We start from the raw sequence: 19,309 nt of genomic DNA, 5'->3' as shown, positions 1-19,309 counted from the left end.
GCACGCACCGCGGATCGGCGCGATCGAATCGTTGCGCCCCATCTTCCCGGCGTCCGTCGTTCCCGGCGACTCGAGGCGATCCTCGCGACGCCGGCGCCGGCGCCGGTCACCGTCCGGGGGTGACCAGCCCGCTCTCGTAGGCGAACGCGACGGCCTGCACCCGGTCGCGCAGGCCCAGCTTCAGCAGCACCCGGCTGACGTGCGTCTTCACCGTCGCCTCCCCCAGGTACAGGCGGCCGGCGATCTCGGCGTTGGACAGCCCGGCGGCCACCAGCGCGAGCACGTCGGTCTCCCGCTCGGTGAGCTGTGCGAGCGCCGCGGCGCGCACCGGGTCGGGCGCCGGCGCGGCCGCGAAGGACTCGATGACCCGCAAGGTGACCGCCGGGTCGAGCAGGCCACCGCCGTCGGCGACGGTGCGCACCGCGGCGACCAGGTCCTCCGGCGGGGCCACCTTGAGCAGGAACCCGCTCACCCCGGCGCGCAGGGCTGCGGTCACGTACTCGTCCTCGTCGAACGTGGTCAGCACGACCACGCGGGTGGGCAGCCCGGCGGCGATGATCCGGCGGGCCGCCTCCAGCCCGTCGACGCCGGGCATGCGGACGTCGAGCAGGACGACGTCGGGGCGGAGCGCGGTCACCACCCGCACGCCCTCCGCACCGTCGGCGGCCTCCCCCACCACCTCGACGTCCGGCTCGGCGGCCAGCACCATGCGCAGGCCGGTGCGCACCATCGCCTGGTCGTCGACCAGCACCACCCGGATCGTCACCCGGTCACCGCCGGGGTGCGCACGGCGCTCACCGGGAAGCTGGCCCGCACCCGGTAGCCGCCCCCGCGCACCGGCCCGACCTCCAGGCTGCCGCCGGCGACCGCGACCCGCTCCCGCATGTGCAGCTGCCCGAAGCCGCCCGGGGCGGCGTCCCCGGCTGCCCCGGCGACCCGCGGGCGGCCGTCGTCGGTGACCGTCACCGTGACCCGGTCGGGGCGCCAGGCGAGCTCGACCCGGGTGGCGGCCGCCCCGGCGTGCCGGACGACGTTGGACAGCGCCTCCTGCACGACCCGGACGGCGGAGACGTCGACCAGCTGCGGCAGCGGCACCGGCTCACCGGTGACGTGCAGCTCGACGGGCACGCCGCCGGCCCGGAGCTCGTCGACCACCGCCTCCAGCCGGGTCAGCGACGGCTGGGGAGCGGGGTCGCCGGTGTCCGGTTCGCGGAGCACGCCGACCACCCGGCGCATCTCCTCGACCGCCTCCCGGCCCAGCCGCTCCAGGCCGAGCAGCACCTGCTGCGCCTCGGGTCGGTCGGGCAGCAGGCGGCGCAGCCCGCCCATCTGCAGCACCATCACGCTGACCGAGTGGGCCACCGAGTCGTGCACCTCGCGGGCGATGCGGGCGCGCTCGGCCACCGCCGCCGCCGTCGCCACCGTCTCCTGCTGGGCGGCCAGCCGTGCCGCCAGCACCTCCAGCTCGCGGGCGCGTTGGCGGGACTGGCGCACGAGCGCTCCGACGCCCCAGGCGACCCCGGTGACCAGCAGGTAGAAGAACCCCTCCCACGGCGAGTCGGAGAACAGCAGGCCGGCCACCAGCACCAGCGCCGTCGCCGCCGCGGCCACCAGGGCGCCGCGGCGCACCGACAGCGCCGCCGCGGCGTGGCCGACCAGCACGGCCATGCCGATCAGCTGGGCCCCGCCCGGTCCGGGCGCACCCAGCGCGACGTTGCCCAGCACGGTCGCCGAGCCCAGCAGCGCCGTCGCCGTGGGCCAGCGCGGGCAGCAGGCCAGCAGCAGCCCCACCGCCAGGCCCGGCAGCGCCAGCGCCAGCTCCTGGCGGAAGAAGGTGTCGATGGTCGACTCCAGCACCGCCATGCCGCCGATCAGCAGGCCCACCGCCGGCCAGGCCCAGCGGCCGGCGGAGCGGAGGTACCAGCGTGGCATGCGAGCACGGTAGGGGTCCGGGAGCGGGCCGGACATCCCCCACGCGACGGACCCGGGGGCGGCCTCCGTCGGCCGTCCGGCGGACCCCGGTCGGTGCGTGCGGACGGACGCGGGGCGACCCCGGTCGTTCCTAGCTTTCTCGCCGACACCGCGACGAGACGGTGCCCTCCCGACCCGAGGACGGACGATGACCACCCAGCTCCCCACCCCCACCGGCCGGCCCGCCCCCGCGGCCGACCGGCCCGCCCGCAGCGCCGCCGCCCGGCTGCTGCCGATCGCCGGCGGCGCGCTGATCGCCGGCCCACTGCTCTACGTCGCGGGCATGGCGACCTCGCCGACGGCCGACTCGATGGCCCCGGCCGACTACATCGAGTCCCTGGCCCGCGACGAGGGGCTGACCGCGCTGTCGGCCCTGCTGCTGCACTACGGCAACCTGCTGCTGGCGCTGGCCTGGCTGGCGGCGCCGGCTCTGGTCCGCGGCCGCCGGGGCGGCACGCTCACCCTCGTCGGCTCCCTGCTGTCGTCACTCGGGCTGGTGAGCGTGGCCGGCCTGGTGCTGTCGGACTTCTGGACCGGGGCCATCGGCCGAGAGCTCGACCCGGCGGCGGCGGAGTCGCTGTTCACCGCGGTCGAGGGCTCGGCGGGGATGGGGATCGTCGGCACGCTCACCCTGTTCGGGCTGATCGGCCCGGTCGTGGTGCTGGCCGGGCTGGCGCGGGCCGGGGTGATCGGCTGGTGGCTGCTCGCCCCGGCGATCGCCTCCCTGGGGCTGTCGATGGCGTTCCCGTTCCAGCCGATGCTCTTCGCGGCGTTCGCCGTGGTCGGCGCCGTCCCGACCGTCGTCGTCGGGCTCCGGCTGCTGCAGCGCTCCCGGGCCGGTGCCGCCTGAAGCCGCCGTCCTGGCTCACCCCGCGTGCTCCTGGCTCACCTCCTGCGGTGAGCCAGGAGCACGCATGATCAGGTCACCTGATCCCGGGGAGGGTCAGCCCTCGGCGATCTCGGCCGCGGCCAGCCAGTCGGTCTCGACCTGCTCCTTCTCCGCCTGCACCGCCCGCAGCTGCGCGTCCAGCTCGGCGGCCTTCGCGTAGTCGGCGGCCGCCGCGGCCAGCTGCTCGTGCAGCTTCTTCTCGTCGGCGTCGAGCTTGAGCATCCGGCGTTCCAGGCGGGACGCCTCCTTGCGGGCGGCCCGCGCGTCGGCGGCGCTGTGGCTCGGACCGGACGACGGCGCCGAGCTGCTGCCGACCGGTGCGGCCGCCCCCGACCCCGGCAGCGCGGCCTCCCCGGCGGCCCGCCGCCGCAGGTACTCCTCCACGCCGCCGGGCAGCGCGGCCAGTGACCCGTCGCCCATCAGCGCGACCACCGAGTCGCAGACCCGGTCGACGAAGTACCGGTCGTGGCTGACCACCAGCACCGTGCCCGGGAAGTTGTCGAGCAGGTCCTCCAGCGCGGTGAGCGTGTCGATGTCCAGGTCGTTGGTCGGCTCGTCGAGGAGCAGCACGTTCGGCTCGGCCATCAGCAGCCGGAGCAGCTGCAGCCGCCGCCGCTCACCACCGGAGAGGTCGCCCACCGGCGTCCACTGCCGGTTCGCCGCGAACCCGAAGCGCTCGGCCAGCGTCGAGGCGGAGATCTCCTGGTTGCCGATCCTCGCGATCCGGGCGACGTCCTGCACCGCCTCGAGCACCCGCTGCCGCGGGTCGAGCTCGGTGACGTGCTGGGACAGGTACGCCGGGGCCACCGTCTGGCCGACGACGACCCGGCCGGCGTCCGGCTGCACCTCGCCGACCAGCAGCTTGAGCAGGGAGGTCTTCCCCGCGCCGTTGACCCCGACGACGCCGATCCGGTCGCCCGGTCCGACGTGCCAGGTCAGGTCGCGGAACAGCGTGCGCTCCCGCGGCCCCTGCGGGTCGGCCGGACCCGCCGGGTCCTCGGCGTCGTCGCCGCGGCCGCGCACCGTGTAGGTGACGTCCTCGACGTCGTAGACGGTCTTGCCCAGCCGCCGGGCGGCGAAGCCGGCCAGCGCCATGGTGTCGCGGGCGGGCGGCTCGTCGGCGATCAGCGCCTGGGCCGCCTCGATCCGGAACTTCGGCTTGCTGGTGCGGGCCGGCGGGCCACGGCGCAGCCAGGCCAGCTCCTTGCGCACCAGGTTCAGCCGGCGTTCCTCGGTCACGTTGGCGATCCGGGCCCGCTCCGCCCGGGCCAGCGTGTACGCCGAGTAGCCGCCCTCGTAGGCGTGCACGGCCCCGTCGGCGACCTCCCACGTGGTGGTGGAGACCTCGTCGAGGAACCAGCGGTCGTGGGTGACGACGATCAGGCCGCCGGTGCGGGCCTTGACGTACTCGGCCAGCCAGGCGACGCCCTCGACGTCGAGGTGGTTGGTCGGCTCGTCGAGCACCAGCAGGTCCAGCGGGCGGATCAGCTGGGCGGCCAGCGCGACCCGGCGCCGCTCACCACCGGACATCGGGGCGACCGGGGAGTCCAGCCCCATCCGGTCCAGCTCCAGCCCGGTCAGCACCGAGCGGACGGCGGCGTCACCGGCCCACTCGTGCTCGGCGGCGAACCGGGAGGCGGGCAGCACCACGTCGCGCACCGTCGTCCCCGGCGGCAGGGTGCCGGTCTGGTCGAGCACGCCCATCGCCAGGTCGCCGCGTCGGGTGACCCGGCCGGAGTCGGGCTCCTGGGTGCCGGTGAGGACGCCGAGCAGGGTCGACTTCCCGCCCCCGTTGCGGCCGACGACGCCGATGCGCTCGCCGGCGGCGACGCCGAGGGAGACGTCGTCGAGGATCACCGTCGTGCCGTGGGCCTTCGACACCCGTTCCAGGTTGACCAGGTTCAGGGGTGCGCTCATCGCCGTCCAGCATCCCAGGTGGGTGACGTGCTGGACGGGCAGGCCCCGTCCAGAGGCTCGTCCCGAGCTCGCGAGGGATGAGGAGGACGGGGTCCTTCCTCAGGCGAGCCGGGTGACCTCGACCGTGACGGTGTGCCCTTCGCTGGCCGGGCCGGAGAAGATGCCCTTCAGCGGCGGCACGTCGGCGTAGTCGCGCCCCCGGCCGAGGGTGACGTGCCGCGACCCGATCTCGACGGAGTTGGTCGGGTCGTAGCCGAACCACCCGCCGTCCCACCACTCGACCCAGGCGTGGCTCTCGCCGGTCACCGCCTCGCCGATGCCGGCGTCCCGCGTCGGGTGCAGGTACCCGGAGACGTAGCGGGCCGGCAGCCCCAGCGCCCGCAACAGGCCGATCGACACGTGCGAGATGTCCTGGCAGACGCCCTTGCCGTGCGTCCACGCCTGCATCGCGTTGGTCTTCACGCTGGTCGCCCCGGACAGGTAATCGATGTGCTCGCGGACGAACCGGCAGACCACGTGCCCGGCCTCCCGCGGTCCGGCGTCACCGACGGCGGCACGCACCGCGCGGACCACCGGGGGGTCCATCGCGGTCAGCGTCGTCGGCCGCAGCAGCTCGCCGAACCGGTCGAGCACGTCCGGGCTCGCCAGCTCGGCCCAGCCGACCGGGTCGCGCAGGTGCGGCTCCGGTCCGGCCTCGACCACCGACGTCGCGGTGACCACCAGCTCGGTGTGCGGGCCGTGCAGGTCGAAGGCGGTGACGGTCGAGCCCCAGTAGTCGCGGTAGGCGAGCACCGTGGCCGCCGGCTCGATCTCCACCCGTGAGCGCAGCGTCGCCTGCCGGGTGCTGTTCTCCGGCGTCATCCGCGCCTCGTTGTACGACGAGCGGACCGGGCCGCCGTAGCGGAAGGCGCTGCGGTGCACGATCTGCAGGCGCCACCGATCGGCGCCCACCCGGGCCGGGACGGACTGCGTCTGGAACTGGGCGTGTCCGTGCGTCATGGGGTCAGACCGCCCCTTCCGGCACCCACACCTGCGGGGCCTGCTCGGTGAAGAACCGGGTGGTGACGGCCTCGCTGGCGGTGGAGCTCATCCGCTGCAGCTCGTCGAGGCGGGCCGGCAGGGTCGCCAGGATCTCGTCGGTCTGCATGAACTCCAGCATCGTCCGCGCCCGGCCCACGATCCGGTGCGCCTCGCCGGCGACGCCGATCCGGTGGCCCTCCCGCACGTTGGCCCGCTCCAGCTCGGCCAGGCACCCCTCGGCCTGCTCGAGCGCGGCGAACACCGAGCGGGGGAACAACCGGTCCAGCAGCAGGAACTCCGCGGCCCGGCTGGAGTTCACCGCGCCGCGGTAGGTGCGCAGGTAGGGCTCGTAGGCGCCGGTGGAGCGCAGCACGAGGGTCCAGGACGGCGCCGAGTCGCCGGCCAGCACGCGGGTGGAGAGCATCCGGGCGGTCATGTCGACCCGCTCCAGCGAGCGGCCGAGGACCAGGAACAGCCAGCTCTCGTCGCGGCTCATCGTGGCGTCGGCCAGCCCGAACACCATCGCCGAGCGCTCGCGGACGAACCGGAACAGCGAGTGCGGCCCGTAGCGGCGGGCCATGGTGCGCTGCTGGGGCAGCGCGTTGTGGGTGACGTTGAGCGACTCCCAGATCTCCGCCGACAGCACCTCGCGGGCGCCGCGGGCGTTCTCCCGGGCAGCCGACAGCGCCCCGACGATCGAGCTGGGGCTGGCCCGGTCGAAGGCGAGGGTGGCCAGCACCCGCTCGGTGTCGGCCTCGGACTCCGCACACGGCGCCCCCATCAGCGCGAGCAGGTTCGCGCAGGCCCGGCGCTCGTCGATCCACGGGTCCTCGACCAGCCGCTGGGTGTGCACGTCGAGGATGCGCGCGGTGTCGTCGGCGCGCTCCACGTACCGGCCGATCCAGAACAGCGACTCCGCGATCCGGCTCAGCACGGCCCCACCTCCCGGGCAGAAATGGCCATTTCTGCCCCTCGGGCCGGGGCGTCGCCGTCGCGTCGCCGGGCAGAAATGGCCATTTCTGCCCCCTGTTGCTGCTGCTGGGACTGGGCCAGGGCGTTGTCGTTGCGCGGGCCGGGGTCCTGCGCGGGCGGGTCGGCCGGCAGGTCGGCGGTGGTGAACTCGACCCGGGTGACGTCGTGCCCGGGCGCCGGCTCGACCGCGCGCCGGGGCGGGGTGATCACCCAGGTGTCCTTGGAGCCGCCGCCCTGGCTGGAGTTGACCACGAGCTCGCCCTCCGGCAGCGCCACCCGGGTCAGCCCGCCGGGCAGCACCCAGACGTCGGATCCGTCGTTGACCGCGAAGGGCCGCAGGTCGACGTGGCGCGGGGCGATCCGGCCGTTGATCAGGGTGGGCGAGGTCGAGAGCCCGATCGGCTTCTGCGCGATCCAGTCCCGGGGCGCGGCGCGGACCTTCACGCCCAGCTCTTCGAGGGTCCGCTCGTCGGCGCGCGGCCCGATGACGATGCCCTTGCCGCCGGAGCCGTCGACCGGCTTGAGCACCAGCTGGTCGAGGTTGGCCAGCACCCACTCGACGACGTCGGGCTCGTCGAGCCGGTGTGTCTCGGCGTTGGCCAGCACCGGCTCCTCGGCCAGGTAGTACCGGATCAGGTCGGGCACCCAGGTGTAGAGCAGCTTGTCGTCGGCGACGCCGTTGCCCACCGCGTTGGCGATGGTGACCCGCCCGGCCCGGGCGGCGTTGAGCACCCCGGCGCACCCGATCACCGAGTCCGACCGGAAGTGCACCGGGTCGAGGAACTCGTCGTCGATCCGGCGGTAGATGACGTCGACGCGCTGCTGCCCGTCCGTCGTCCGCATGCTGACCTGGCCGCCGGAGCAGACCAGGTCGCGGCCCTCGACCAGTTCCACCCCCATCTGGCGGGCGAGCAGGGCGTGCTCGAAGTAGGCGGAGTTGTAGACCCCGGGAGTGAGCAGCACGACCGTGGGGTCGGCGACCGACGGCGGGGCGGCGGCCTTCAGCGCGGCGAGCAGCCGACCGGGGTAGTCCGAGACCGGCAGGATCCGGTGGTCGGCGAACAGCTCGGGCAGCACCTGGCTCATCGCCGCCCGGTTGGTGATCACGTAGCTGACCCCCGACGGGGACCGGAGGTTGTCCTCCAGCACCCGGAAGTCGCCCGCCTCGTCGCGCACCAGGTCGATGCCGCTGACGTGCACCCGGACGCCGTTGGGCGGCACCAGCCCGTGCGCGGCGCGGTGGAAGTGGGCGCTGGTGGTGACGACGCTGCGCGGCACGACGCCGTCGGCGAACACCTGGCCGGCGCCGTAGACGTCGGCCAGGAACGCCTCGAGCGCGTGCACCCGCTGGGCCACCCCGCGCTCGATGAGCGACCACTCCCCCGCACCGATCACCCGCGGCACGATGTCCAGCGGGAACGGCTGCTCCTCCCCGGCGTGCGCGAAGGTGACGCCGGCGTCGCGGTAGGTCTGGGAGAGGACGTCGGCGCGGGCGGCGAGCTCCTCGCCGGACATCGGCTGCAGCGAGGTGAACAGCCCGGCGTACGGCGGCCGGGGCTGGGACGGCGCCGCGAACATCTCGTCCCACTGCTGCCCGAGGGGGTAGCCGTCGAAGAGGTCCGCCATGCGACGAACCTAGACACGACGTGTGTCCCGCGCGTTTCGGACGGCCGCGGGTCGCCCAGCCGGGGCGCACCGTCCTCCCGCACCAATGACCGTCCTCCCGCACCAATGACCGTCCTCCCGCACCAATGCTGGTGCGGGAGGACGGACAGTGATCAGGTCACCTGATCACTGCCGGGAACAGCCGGGGTCCTTCGTCAGGCGGAGACCCGGCGGACCAGCTGGGTCGGCAGGACCCGGGACTCCGCCGGTTCACCCCCGCCGTCGATCTGGCGCAGCAGCAGCTCGGTGAGCACCGGGGCCATGTCGCCCAGCGGCTGGTCGACCGTGGTCAGCGGCGGGTCGCAGGTCGCGGCGACCGCGGCGTCGTCGAAGCCGACGACGGCGACGTCGTCGGGCACCCGACGGCCCGCCGCGCGCAGCACCCGCAGCGCGCCGACGGCCATCAGGTCGGAGGCGACGAAGACCGCGTCGAGGTCGGGGGCGTCCTCGAGGAGCTCGGCCATCGCCCGGGCGCCACCGGCCTCGGTGAAGTCGCCCTCCGCCACCATCCGGGGCGCGGACTCGACGCCGGCGGCCTGCAGCGTCGACCGCCACCCGTGCAGCCGGTCGACGCCGGCGATCATGTCCAGCGGGCCGGTGACCGTGCCGATCCGGCGGCGGCCGATGCCGACCAGGTGCCGGGTGGCCAGCTCGGCGCCGCCGCGGTTGTCGGCGTCGACGTAGGCCAGCTCCCGGCCGTCGAAGGGGCGGCCGCAGAGCACCAGCGGGATGCGGGCCTCCTCGAGGATGCCCGGCAGCGGGTCGTCACTGTGCACCGACATCAGGATCACCCCGTCGACGTGACCCTGGCGGGCGTAGCGGCCGATCTTCTGCTGCTCCCGCTCGTCGCGGGCGGTCAGCAGCACCAGGTTGAGGTCGGTGTCGGCCAGCGTCGCCGACACCCCGCGCACGATGCTGGCGAAGAACGGGTCGCTGAACACCTGGGTGTTGGGCTCGTTCAGCACCAGCGCGATCGTGTCGGTGCGCCGGGTGACCAGGCTGCGCGCCATCCGGTTGGGCACGTAGCGCAGCTGCGCGACCGCCGCCCGGACCGCCTCCCGGGCCTCGGGGCTCACCCGCGGCGAGTCGTTGATGACCCGGGACACCGTCGCCCGGGAGACACCGGCCAGCACGGCGACCTCGTCCAGCGTCGGGGACGCCGGGCGAGCGCTCGTGTCGGTCATGGGTCTCCAGTGCTCGGGTGGCGGCTCCCATGGTGCCCGGTGAGAGCGCTCTCCAACACCCCCGGCCCGTGTCCCAACCGTTACTTGACACCCGAAGGTGACCCACACCACTCTGTGCCGCACGGCCGTGAGAGCGTTCTCACACCCTGCAGCGGCGGTGCATCGGAGCACCTGCCCCGGGGTCTCCCCAGGAGGTCACATGTCCCGTTCCACGAGAGGCAAGGCGGTGTTCGGGGCGGCGCTGGCCGTGGCCCTGCTGACCGCCGGTTGCGGCGGCTCGGAGGCCGGCGCGAGCGACGAGCCCTACGACCCCGACGCTCCCGTCACCCTGACGGTCGGCACGTTCGGCACGATGGACTTCGACAACGCCGGTCTCTACGAGGAGTACATGGCGCTGCACCCGAACGTCACGATCAAGCAGAACAACGTCGCCCAGTCCGCGGCCTACTACAAGTCGCTGCAGACCCGGCTGGCCGCCAACTCCGGCCTCGACGACATCCAGGCCCTGGAGATCGGCTTCATCGCCGACGTCGTGCGCAACCACTCCGACGCGTTCGTCGACTGGAGCCAGGAGGAGAACGCCGACGAGCTGGAGGGCAACTTCTACGACTGGAAGTGGGGCCAGGCCTCCACCTCCGACGGCGCCACGATCGCCCTCGGCACCGACACCGGCCCGCAGGCCATGTGCTACCGCAAGGACCTGTTCCAGCAGGCCGGGCTGCCCAGCGAGCGCGAGGAGGTCGGCGCGCTGTGGACCAGCTGGGACGACTACCTCGACGTCGCCCGGCAGTACCAGGCGGCGCCGGGCAAGCCCGCCGGCAGCGCCTTCGTCGACAGCCCGGCCAGCATCTTCTCCTCCTCGGTCTACCAGGGCGACGTCGCCTACAACGACGAGGACGGCAACCCGATCCCCGAGGAGAGCGAGGGTGTCGAGCGGGCGTGGGACTACGCCAGCCAGGCCGCCGAAGAGGGCCTAACCGCCAACCTCAGCCAGTTCGGTGACGAGTGGAACGCCGCCTTCGCCAACGGCGCCTTCGCCACCATCGCCTGCCCGGCGTGGATGCTCGGCTACATCAACTCCCAGATGGGTGACGCCGGCGCCGGTCTGTGGGACATCGCCCCGCTGCCGGGTGCCAGCGAGAGCGCCAGCAACTGGGGCGGCTCCTTCCTCGGCGTCCCGGCCGACGGCCCGAACGTCGAGGCCGCCAAGGACCTGGTCGAGTGGCTGACCGCCCCGGAGCAGCAGGTGAAGATGTTCACCGAGGCGGCGCACTTCCCCTCCAGCCCGCAGGCTGCGGAGGACCCCGGCGTCCAGGACGCGGTGAACGAGTACTTCAGCGGTGCACCGACCGGCGCGATCTTCGGTGAGTCGGCGGCCAACATCCGCCGGACGCCGATCGGCCCGTACGACACCCAGATCCAGGAGGCCTTCACCACCGGCCTGACGGACATCGCCACCCGCGGGACCAGCCCGGACGACGCGTTCCAGGACGCGCTGCAGGCGGCCCAGCAGGCGATCGGCGGCTGAGCCGACTCGGCCCGCCCACCGGACGCGGTGCCCGGGAGCGTCTCCCGCTCCCGGGCACCTGCTCCGGCCCCCGGCCACGTCGGCCGTCGGACCGGATGCACCGGCCGGTCCGGTCCTCGACCGGACCCATCGCCCGACCCGCGCACCCGACCGTCAGGACCCCTGGATGACCATCGCGAGTGGCACCGTCCGCGAGGCGGCGATCGCCGCACCCCCACCCGATCGAGCTGCCGCCCCCGGCCGCCCGCGCAAGCGGCGGCAGCTGACCCGCAACCGCTGGGGCTACGCCTACGTGGCCCCCTTCTTCCTCGTCTTCGGCGCCTTCAGCCTCTACCCGTTCCTCTACACCGCCTGGATCTCGCTGCACCGGACCAGCCTGTCCAACATCAACGGCGGTGAGTTCATCGGCCTGGAGAACTACCGCAACCTGCTGCAGAGCGAGTTCTTCTGGAACGCCGCCCGCAACACGCTCACCATCGGGATCCTCTCCACGGTCCCCCAGCTGTGCATGGCCCTGGGCCTGGCGCACCTGCTCAACTACAAGCTCCGCGGTCGGACCTTCTTCCGCACCGTGATGCTGATGCCCTACGCGACCAGCATCGCCGCCGCGACCCTGGTCTTCGCCCAGCTCTTCGGCCGCGACTACGGCCTGATCAACACCGCGCTGGAGGCCGTCGGCCTGTCCCGGATCGACTGGGAGGCCGGCACCTGGACCAGCCAGATCGCCATCGCCGTGATCGTGACCTGGCGCTGGACCGGCTACAACGCACTGATCTACCTGGCCGCGATGCAGTCGATCCCCGGCGAGCTGTACGAGGCCGCGGAGATCGACGGCGCGAGCAAGTGGAAGCAGTTCCTGCACGTCACGATCCCGTCGCTGCGCCCGACGATCCTGTTCACCGTCGTCATCTCGACCATCGGCGCCGTGCAGCTATTCGGCGAGCCGCTGCTGTTCGCCGGCAACGGCACCACCAGCGGTGGCTCCGCGGGTCAGTACCAGACCCTGGGCCTGCTGATGTACCAGCAGGGCTGGACCAACTTCCACATCGGGCAGGCGGCCACCACCGCCTGGGCGATGTTCCTGATCATCCTGGTGATCGTGGGGGTCAACGCCGTGATCGGCCGCCTCCGCGCCCGGGCCGAGCGGTAGGAGGCCGGCATGGCGACGATCGCACTCCCGGGCACGGAGAACACCCAGAGACCCTCGACCCCCGCTGCGGAGCCGGCGCGGCGAGGCAAGGGCGCCGGCGGCAAGAACACCAAGGCCGGGCCGGTCGCCTACACCCTGCTGACCCTGGTGTCGCTGGTGTCGATCTTCCCGCTGTACTGGACCGTGGTGGCCGGCTCGCACACCAACGCGGAGATCGCGGCGACCCCGCCGCCGTTCCTGCCCAACGCCAGCTTCTTCGACAACATGCGGCTGGCGCTGGACCAGGCCCCGATCGGGCTTGCCATCGTGAACTCGGTGATCGTCTCCAGCGCCATCACGATCGGCACCGTGCTGTTCTGCACGCTCGCCGGGTTCGCCTTCGCCAAGCTCCAGTTCCGCGGCCGCGGGGTGCTGCTCGCGCTGGTGATCGGCACGATGATGGTGCCGACCCAGCTGGCGGTCATCCCGCTGTTCATGATGATCGCCGAGCTGCAGTGGGTGAACCAGCTGCAGGCGGTCATCCTGCCCACGCTGGTCAGCGCCTTCGGCGTCTTCTTCATGCGCCAGTTCCTGATCTCCGCGCTGCCCAACGAGCTGCTGGAGGCCGGCCGGGTCGACGGCGCGTCGACCTTCCGGATCTTCCGGTCGATCGTGCTGCCGGTGGCCCGCCCGGCGATGGCGGTGCTGGCGATGCTCACGTTCCTCACCGCCTGGAACGAGTTCTTCTGGCCGATCATCGCGCTGACCACCGCCAACCCGACCGTCCAGGTCGCGCTGGCGGGGCTGGGCTCCGGCTACGTCCCGCAGCGCGCGGTGATCATGGCCGGCACGCTGCTGGGCACCCTGCCGGTGCTCATCGTCTTCGCGATCCTCGGCAAGCAGATCGTCGGCGGCATCATGCAGGGCGCGGTGAAGGGATGACCGGCGCCCACCTCCCGACCTCCTCCCCCAGCCGGAAAGGCGCCTGACATGGCCACCGTCACCTTCAACCACGCCACCCGGATCTACCCCAAGGCCGAGCGGCCCGCGGTCGACGCCCTCGACCTGGAGATCGCCGACGGCGAGTTTCTCGTCCTGGTCGGCCCCTCGGGCTGCGGCAAGTCCACGTCGCTGCGGATGCTCGCCGGACTCGAGGAGGTCGACGCCGGGTCGATCGTCATCGGGCAGCGGGACGTGACCGACTCCCCGCCCAAGGAGCGGGACATCGCGATGGTGTTCCAGAGCTACGCCCTCTACCCGCACATGACGGTGGAGGAGAACATGGGCTTCGCGCTCAAGCTCGCCGGCATCGGCAAGGACGAACGCGCCACCCGGGTCCGGGAGGCGGCGAAGATCCTCGACCTCGAGCCCTACCTGACCCGCCGGCCCAAGGCCCTGTCCGGTGGCCAGCGGCAGCGGGTCGCGATGGGCCGGGCGATCGTGCGCAACCCGCAGGTGTTCCTGATGGACGAGCCGCTGTCCAACCTCGACGCCAAGCTGCGCGTGCAGACCCGCACCCAGATCGCCGCCCTGCAGCGCCGGCTGGGCACCACCACCGTCTACGTCACCCACGACCAGGTCGAGGCGATGACCATGGGCGACCGGGTCGCGGTGCTCAAGGACGGCGTCCTGCAGCAGTGCGACACCCCCGGGTCCCTCTACGACCGCCCGGCCAACGTGTTCGTCGCCGGCTTCATCGGCTCCCCGGCGATGAACATCGCCACCGGGCCGGCGGTCGACGGCGGCGTACTGCTCGGCGGCGCGGTGCTGCCGGTCCCCCGCGACCAGCTGACCCGCGCGTCGGCCGGCAACGGCCAGGTCACCGTCGGCTTCCGCCCGGAGGCCAGCGTCCTGGCCCCCGCCGGCGACGGCGTCCCGGTCGGCGTCGACGTCGTCGAGCACCTCGGCAGTGACGCCTTCCTCTACGCCCGGCTCACCGGGGGCGCCGACGACGGCGCCGAGGTGATCGTCCGGACCGAGCCGCGCACTCCCATCACCGCCGGTGACCAGGTGCACATCTCGGTCCTGCCCGGGCAGCTGCACGTGTTCGACCCCACGAGCGGCCTGCGCGTCGAATGACGCGCACACTTCTCCTGACTCGCGCGCCCCACCGGCGGGGCGCGCCGGCAACCCCCGTCCCCAGCAAGGAGCGCACCCCGTCATGACCTCCACCGACGTCCGCGAGGACCGGACCGCCGGACTCGTGTTCCCCCCGGGGTTCACCTTCGGCGCCGCCACCGCCGCCTACCAGATCGAGGGCGCCGTCGACGAAGACGGCCGCGGCCCGTCGATCTGGGACACCTTCAGCCACACCCCGGGCAAGACCTTCCGGGGCCACACCGGCGACGTCGCCTGCGACCACTACCACCGCTACCCGCAGGACGTCGCGATGATGAAGGAGCTGGGGCTGGCCGCCTACCGCTTCTCCGTCTCCTGGCCGCGGATCCTCCCCGAGGGCACCGGCCGCATCGAGCAGCGCGGGGTGGACTTCTACCGCCGGCTGGTCGACGAGCTGCTCGAGGCGGGCATCGCCCCGTGGCTGACGCTGTACCACTGGGACCTGCCGCAGGCGCTGCAGGACGAGGGCGGCTGGGCCGACCGGGACACCGCCTACCGCTTCGCCGAGTACGCCGGGGTGCTCTACGACGCCCTCGGCGACCGGGTGCCGCACTGGTCGACCCTCAACGAGCCGATGTGCAGCTCGCTGCTGGGCTACATGGCCGGCCAGCACGCACCGGGCCACACGAACCCGGTCGAGGCGTCCCGGGCCGTGCACCACCTGCTGCTCGGCCACGGCCTGGCGACCCAGGCGCTGCGCGACAAGGGCGCGGACCACCTGGGCATCACGCTGAACTTCACCCCGATGAGGCCGGCCACCGACTCCGCCGCGGACCTCGACGCCGCCCGACGGCTCGACGGCCAGCAGAACCGGATGTTCGTGGTGCCCATCGTCACCGGGGAGTACCCGGCCGACGTCGCCGAGGACCTGGCCGCCGCGGGCGCCCCGCTCCCCGTCGAGGACGGCGACCTGGAGATCATCTCCACCCCCGTCGACTGGCTGGGCGTGAACTACTACTTCCAGTCGACCGTGCGGGCGGTCAGCGAGCCCACCGGCAAGCAGTCGGCGTTCATCGGCGCCGAGCTGGTGGAGGAGCTCGAGCCCGAGGGCCCGACCACCACCATGGGCTGGGGCATCAACCCCGAGGCGTTCACCGAGCTGCTGCTGTGGCTGCGCGACACCGCCCCGGGCCTGCCCATGTTCATCACCGAGAACGGCTCCGCCTGGCCGGACGCCGTCGGCGCCGACGGGCAGGTCGACGACCCCGAGCGGGTCGACTACCTGCTGCGGCACCTGGCGGCGATGACCGAGGCGATCGACGGCGGCGCCGACGTGCGCGGCTACTTCGCCTGGTCGCTGATGGACAACTACGAGTGGGCGCGCGGGTACGAGCAGCGGTTCGGCATCGTGCACGTCGACTACGACACCCAGGTGCGGACCCCCAAGCAGAGCGCCCGGGTCTACGCCGACGTGCTGCGCCGTCACTCCGAGGCCCAGGGCGAGGGGGCCCGGTGACGGCACCCGACACCACGGCGGCCGGTGGGGGCACCTCCCTCGCCGGCCGCCGGGTGCTGCTGACCGGCGCCTCCCGCGGGGTGGGCCGGGCGATCGCCCGCCGGCTGGTCGCCGAGGGCGCCGACGTGCTGGGCACCGCCCGGGACGCGACGGCCCTCGACGAGCTGGCCGCGGAGCTGGCCGACGGCCCCGGCTCGTTCACCCCCGTCGTCGCCGAGCTGACCGACGAGGCCACGCCGCACCGGCTGGCCGAGGCGGTCGGGCAGCGGTGGGGTGCGCTGGACGTGCTGCTGAACAACGCAGGCGTCATGCTCGCCCGCGAGCCACGGTTCGAGGACGAGCCGGCCGGCACGCTCGAGCAGAGCCTGCTGGTCAACTGCGTCGTCCCGCACCGCCTGGTGCTGGCGCTGCTGCCCGCGCTGCGCAAGGGCGGCGAGCCGCGGGTGGTGCACGTCAGCTCCGGCGCGGGCACCACCGAGCTCATCCGGGACGCCGGCATCGGCAGCTACCGGGTGAGCAAGTGGGCGCTCAACGGACTGGTGCTCATGCAGGCCGCCCAGCTGGCCGGCGAGGTCGCGGTCAACGCGCTCGACCCGGGCTGGGTGCGCACCGACCTCGGTGGCCAGGAGGCCCCCGGCACCCCGGAGGAGAGCGCCGCGGGTGCGCTGGCGCTGCTGCGCGAGCCGACGACGGTGACCGGCCGCATCTTCAAGGACGGCACCGAGATCTCGTTCTGAGGTCCGGCGGCAGCGACCACGGGGACAGGGAGGCGCCGTGCTGGACGACGAGGTCCACGCGCAGGTCCTGTCCGCGCTGCTGGTCACCCAGCGGCACAGCTGGGACCAGGGGCTCACGGCCGCCGTGCTCGACGTGTCGGGCACGGCGGCCGCGCTCCGCATGCTGGTCGACGACGCGGTGGCCCGGCAGCGGCCCGACGGGCGGCTGGCCGAGCTCGACCCGCTCTGCTCGGTGAACAGCGGGGCGGTGGCGGAGTTCGTCGACCTCGTCGCCGGCCGCACCGGCGACGACGGCCTGGCCGCGGCCGCCGCCCGGCAGCGCGACTGGCTGCTCAGCGGGGCACCCCGGGCCGGCGACGGCACACTGTTCCACCTGGTCGAGGGCCGGCAGGTGTGGGCCGACACCGTCTACATGGTGGTGCCCTTCCTCGCCGCCACCGGCGCCGCCGTCGCGGCGCTGGACCAGCTCGACGGGCACCGGTCCCGGCTGCGCGACCCGGGCACCGGGCTCTGGTCCGCCCGCTGGGACGAGGACACCGGGGCCCTCGCCGACCCCCGGGCCTGGGGCACCGGCAACGGCTGGGTGGTGGCCGGCCTGGCCCGCGCGGTGCGCTGGCTCCCCGGGCGGCGCGGGGGCGAGGTGGCCGCGGAGGTGCGCGGGCTGCTGACGGCCGCCGCCGCGCTGCGCCGTCCCGACGGCCTGCTCGGCGACGTGCTCGACGACCCGGCCAGCCGCTCCGACCCCACCGTGGCGGCGATGTTCGCCTGGGCCGCGCTGACCGGGGCGGCCGAGGGCTGGCTCCCGGCCGGGTGCGCCGGCGTGGGCAGCGAGCTCCTGGCCGCGGTGGTGGCCCGGCTGGACCCGCTGGGCCGGGTGGCCGGGGCCAGCGCCGCGCCGCACTTCGACCGGCCCGGCCACTCCCCCGAGGCCCAGGCGTTCCTGCTGCTGGCCGAGGCGGCCGAGCGCCGCTGGCGCCGCGCCCCTCGGCCCGTTCCCGGCTGACCGGGGGGTCCGCTCAGTCGTGGGGGGGGGGGGGGGGGGGGGGGGGGGGGGGGGGGCGGGGGCGGGGGGGGGGGGGGGGGGGGGGGGGGCGGGGGGGGGGGCGGGGGGGGGCGGCGGGCCGGCGCCCGCCCCCGCGGGGCGGGGCGCGGGGGCCGGGGGGGGCGCGCGCGGGGGGCGCGCCCCCCCGCGGGGGCCCCCCCCCACGATCGTGCCCGCGGGAGCCGGCCGCCCCGCGCCAGGGGCGGGGCGGCCGGGGACCTGCTCAGCGCAGCGGCGGGACCGCCAGCTGCGCCAGCTCCAGCGCCTGCTCCGGGAACCACGCCCCGGCGGCGGGGTCGACGATGCCGCCCCACTCCGGGTCGGTGGTCGACCCGGCGATGCCACGGTTGCACTGCCCGTCGGACTGCCCCGGCGTCTTGACCCACAGGTGGGCGTCCAGCAGGGGGAACTCCGCGGCCGGCTGCGCCTCCGGCCGTGGCCCGAGGCCTCGGGCCGGCGGGTTGCACCAGGTCTGCGGGTCCGGGTAGGTCGTGTCCGGCGCCCACGGCCCCTGGCCGTTGCGGCTGGTGTCGACGACGAAGTGGGCGGTCGGCTCGAGCTCGCCGAGCTGCTGGGCGTACCGGCTGTTGACCCCCGCGGTGTTGGCCACCGGGTCGGCCGCCGAGTCGCTCCACTCCTGCAGCGGGTCCAGCGCGACGCCCTGGAAGTCGTTGGCCGGGCCGCCGCTCCAGTACTGGCTGCCGCACTCCTCCGACGGCAGCGCGGCCACGGTGATCAGCGTCAGGCAGGAGGAGATCCAGGTGCCGTACTGCTGCAGGTTGGCCGTGTACTGGTAGTTGGAGACGTTGAGGGCGAAGCCCTGGAACTGCCCGACGTCGGCCGCCGCCAGCCGCTCGGCGATGTCGCCGACCGCGTGCCAGCTGACGTGGCCGGCGTCCAGGTAGACCAGCGCCGCCGGGTTCGCCCGCTCGATCGCCGCGGCGGCGTAGGTGATGTCGGCCAGCCGGCCCTCGTCGGTGGGCGCGGTGCCCTCCGGGTACGTGCCGGGCGGACAGTCACCGGGCATCAGCGCCAGCCCGTCGGGTTCGATGACGACGGTGATCTGCTGCCCCTTCCGCAGCCCGGCGGCGAAGCCGTCGACCCAGGCGCGGTAGGCCGCGTCGTCGGCCGCCCCGCCCGAGGAGTACTGGGAGCAGTCACGGCCGGGGACGTTGTAGACGACGAAGGTGGGCACGGTCTTCGTCGCGGTGGCCAGCGTCACCGCGCGGCGCACCTCGTGCCGCACCTCCTTCGGGGTGCCGTCGGTGAACCAGGTGGCCTGCGGGGTGGCGGCCTCGCGGGCGATGAGCTCGGCGTCGGCGAAGCGGTGCTCCTGGACCAGGTCGATGGTCTGCCGGACGGCGCCGGGGTCGGGCACCGGGGTGGTGAAGCGGGTGCCGGGGGCCAGCGGCGGGGCCGGGGCCGGCGCCGTGGCCACCGGGCCGGAGCCGGCCGGCGGGGCCGCCGCGGCCGGACCGGCCACCGCGAGCGGGCCGACCGCGATCACCGCGGAGGCGGCCAGCAGCGCCGCACGTCGGCGGCGGGGAGTCGAGAACATCGTCGTCCTGTCGTCGGAGGATCCACGGCGAGCACCGTGGAAGCGCTCCCACGCCGGTTGCGCGAGCATCAGCGGATCAGTGTGGGAGCGGTCACACTCTGCCTCCCGAACCCCGCCGACGCA

General features: G+C 74.1%; 16 protein-coding genes. 8 read left to right on the top strand and 8 right to left on the bottom strand.

The genetic code is table 11. From position 1 onward, the window contains the following. Positions 1-106 precede the first annotated feature (106 nt). Entirely contained in the window at positions 107-766 is a 660-nt protein-coding gene (locus ACI79Y_RS15465) for a response regulator (protein WP_457159333.1), read from the bottom strand. Further along, positions 763-1,932, bottom strand: coding sequence for a sensor histidine kinase (locus ACI79Y_RS15460; protein ID WP_457159332.1), 1,170 nt, complete (start codon positions 1,930-1,932; stop codon positions 763-765). The genes ACI79Y_RS15465 and ACI79Y_RS15460 overlap by 4 nt, the downstream gene beginning before the upstream one ends. A 187-nt stretch (positions 1,933-2,119) precedes the next feature. Here ACI79Y_RS15460 and ACI79Y_RS15455 point away from each other — a divergent pair, with 187 nt between their 5' ends. After that, positions 2,120-2,821 (top strand): hypothetical protein, encoded by a 702-nt coding sequence (locus ACI79Y_RS15455; RefSeq protein ID WP_457159331.1) that lies wholly within the window; start codon positions 2,120-2,122, stop codon positions 2,819-2,821. 93 nt (positions 2,822-2,914) lie between these two features. Here the strand turns inward: ACI79Y_RS15455 and ACI79Y_RS15450 are convergent, their stop codons facing one another. The 5 genes from ACI79Y_RS15450 to ACI79Y_RS15430 all read right to left on the bottom strand — a co-directional run bounded on the left by ACI79Y_RS15450 (position 2,915) and on the right by ACI79Y_RS15430 (position 9,618). Further along, a complete protein-coding gene (locus ACI79Y_RS15450) occupies positions 2,915-4,777 on the bottom strand; it encodes an ABC-F family ATP-binding cassette domain-containing protein (RefSeq protein ID WP_457159330.1) in 1,863 nt (620 codons plus the stop codon). A gap of 99 nt (positions 4,778-4,876) precedes the next feature. Then, positions 4,877-5,776, bottom strand: a complete 900-nt coding sequence (locus ACI79Y_RS15445; RefSeq protein WP_457159329.1) for a transglutaminase family protein — start codon at positions 5,774-5,776, stop codon at positions 4,877-4,879. Between the two features lie 4 nt (positions 5,777-5,780). After that, complete coding sequence (locus tag ACI79Y_RS15440) at positions 5,781-6,731, bottom strand: alpha-E domain-containing protein (RefSeq protein ID WP_457159328.1); 951 nt, start codon at positions 6,729-6,731, stop codon at positions 5,781-5,783. Then, on the bottom strand, positions 6,725-8,395 hold the full coding sequence (locus tag ACI79Y_RS15435; RefSeq protein ID WP_457159327.1) for a circularly permuted type 2 ATP-grasp protein: 1,671 nt from the start codon (positions 8,393-8,395) through the stop codon (positions 6,725-6,727). The genes ACI79Y_RS15440 and ACI79Y_RS15435 overlap by 7 nt, the downstream gene beginning before the upstream one ends. Before the next feature lie 194 nt (positions 8,396-8,589). Further along, a complete protein-coding gene (locus ACI79Y_RS15430; protein WP_457159326.1) occupies positions 8,590-9,618 on the bottom strand; it encodes a LacI family DNA-binding transcriptional regulator in 1,029 nt (342 codons plus the stop codon). A gap of 199 nt (positions 9,619-9,817) precedes the next feature. On the opposite strand from ACI79Y_RS15430, the gene ACI79Y_RS15425 reads away from it, so the two are divergent. The 7 genes from ACI79Y_RS15425 (at position 9,818) to ACI79Y_RS15395 (ending at position 17,589) form a co-directional block, all read left to right on the top strand. Further along, the gene (locus ACI79Y_RS15425) at positions 9,818-11,146 is read left to right on the top strand and encodes an ABC transporter substrate-binding protein (protein ID WP_457085272.1); all 1,329 of its coding nucleotides are present in this window, start codon (positions 9,818-9,820) and stop codon (positions 11,144-11,146) included. A gap of 166 nt (positions 11,147-11,312) precedes the next feature. Next, entirely contained in the window at positions 11,313-12,296 is a 984-nt protein-coding gene (locus ACI79Y_RS15420; protein ID WP_457159325.1) for a carbohydrate ABC transporter permease, read from the top strand. 9 nt (positions 12,297-12,305) lie between these two features. Next, positions 12,306-13,217, top strand: a complete 912-nt coding sequence (locus ACI79Y_RS15415; protein WP_457085274.1) for a carbohydrate ABC transporter permease — start codon at positions 12,306-12,308, stop codon at positions 13,215-13,217. Between the two features lie 48 nt (positions 13,218-13,265). Then, positions 13,266-14,354: an ABC transporter ATP-binding protein gene (locus ACI79Y_RS15410; protein ID WP_457159324.1), complete on the top strand. Its 1,089-nt coding sequence runs from the start codon at positions 13,266-13,268 to the stop codon at positions 14,352-14,354. Positions 14,355-14,436: 82 nt separating this feature from the next. Continuing rightward, on the top strand, positions 14,437-15,849 hold the full coding sequence (locus tag ACI79Y_RS15405; RefSeq protein ID WP_457159323.1) for a GH1 family beta-glucosidase: 1,413 nt from the start codon (positions 14,437-14,439) through the stop codon (positions 15,847-15,849). Next, on the top strand, positions 15,846-16,586 hold the full coding sequence (locus tag ACI79Y_RS15400; RefSeq protein WP_457159322.1) for an SDR family NAD(P)-dependent oxidoreductase: 741 nt from the start codon (positions 15,846-15,848) through the stop codon (positions 16,584-16,586). The genes ACI79Y_RS15405 and ACI79Y_RS15400 overlap by 4 nt, the downstream gene beginning before the upstream one ends. Positions 16,587-16,623: 37 nt before the next feature. Continuing rightward, positions 16,624-17,589: a glycoside hydrolase family 88 protein gene (locus tag ACI79Y_RS15395; RefSeq protein WP_457159321.1), complete on the top strand. Its 966-nt coding sequence runs from the start codon at positions 16,624-16,626 to the stop codon at positions 17,587-17,589. A gap of 262 nt (positions 17,590-17,851) precedes the next feature. On the opposite strand, the gene ACI79Y_RS15390 is transcribed toward ACI79Y_RS15395, so the two are convergent. After that, positions 17,852-19,186 carry a glycoside hydrolase family 6 protein gene (locus ACI79Y_RS15390; RefSeq protein WP_457159320.1) on the bottom strand — a complete coding sequence of 445 codons (1,335 nt, stop codon included), beginning with the start codon at positions 19,184-19,186 and terminating at the stop codon, positions 17,852-17,854. Between the last annotated feature and the right edge of the window lie 123 nt (positions 19,187-19,309).

It is taken from the genome of Modestobacter sp. SYSU DS0875, assembly GCF_054050915.1.
The sequence above is the reverse complement of the archived record's forward strand: the minus strand, read 5'-3'. Positions and strand labels throughout refer to the sequence as shown.

Coding starts and splice junctions, on each gene's coding strand:
- ACI79Y_RS15460 (WP_457159332.1), bottom strand. CDS start 1,932: ATGCCACGCTGGTACCTCCGCTCCGCCGGCCGCTGGGCCTGGCCGGCG.
- ACI79Y_RS15455 (WP_457159331.1), top strand. CDS start 2,120: ATGACCACCCAGCTCCCCACCCCCACCGGCCGGCCCGCCCCCGCGGCC.
- ACI79Y_RS15450 (WP_457159330.1), bottom strand. CDS start 4,777: ATGAGCGCACCCCTGAACCTGGTCAACCTGGAACGGGTGTCGAAGGCC.
- ACI79Y_RS15445 (WP_457159329.1), bottom strand. CDS start 5,776: ATGACGCACGGACACGCCCAGTTCCAGACGCAGTCCGTCCCGGCCCGG.
- ACI79Y_RS15435 (WP_457159327.1), bottom strand. CDS start 8,395: ATGGCGGACCTCTTCGACGGCTACCCCCTCGGGCAGCAGTGGGACGAG.
- ACI79Y_RS15430 (WP_457159326.1), bottom strand. CDS start 9,618: ATGACCGACACGAGCGCTCGCCCGGCGTCCCCGACGCTGGACGAGGTC.
- ACI79Y_RS15425 (WP_457085272.1), top strand. CDS start 9,818: ATGTCCCGTTCCACGAGAGGCAAGGCGGTGTTCGGGGCGGCGCTGGCC.
- ACI79Y_RS15420 (WP_457159325.1), top strand. CDS start 11,313: ATGACCATCGCGAGTGGCACCGTCCGCGAGGCGGCGATCGCCGCACCC.
- ACI79Y_RS15415 (WP_457085274.1), top strand. CDS start 12,306: ATGGCGACGATCGCACTCCCGGGCACGGAGAACACCCAGAGACCCTCG.
- ACI79Y_RS15410 (WP_457159324.1), top strand. CDS start 13,266: ATGGCCACCGTCACCTTCAACCACGCCACCCGGATCTACCCCAAGGCC.
- ACI79Y_RS15405 (WP_457159323.1), top strand. CDS start 14,437: ATGACCTCCACCGACGTCCGCGAGGACCGGACCGCCGGACTCGTGTTC.
- ACI79Y_RS15390 (WP_457159320.1), bottom strand. CDS start 19,186: ATGTTCTCGACTCCCCGCCGCCGACGTGCGGCGCTGCTGGCCGCCTCC.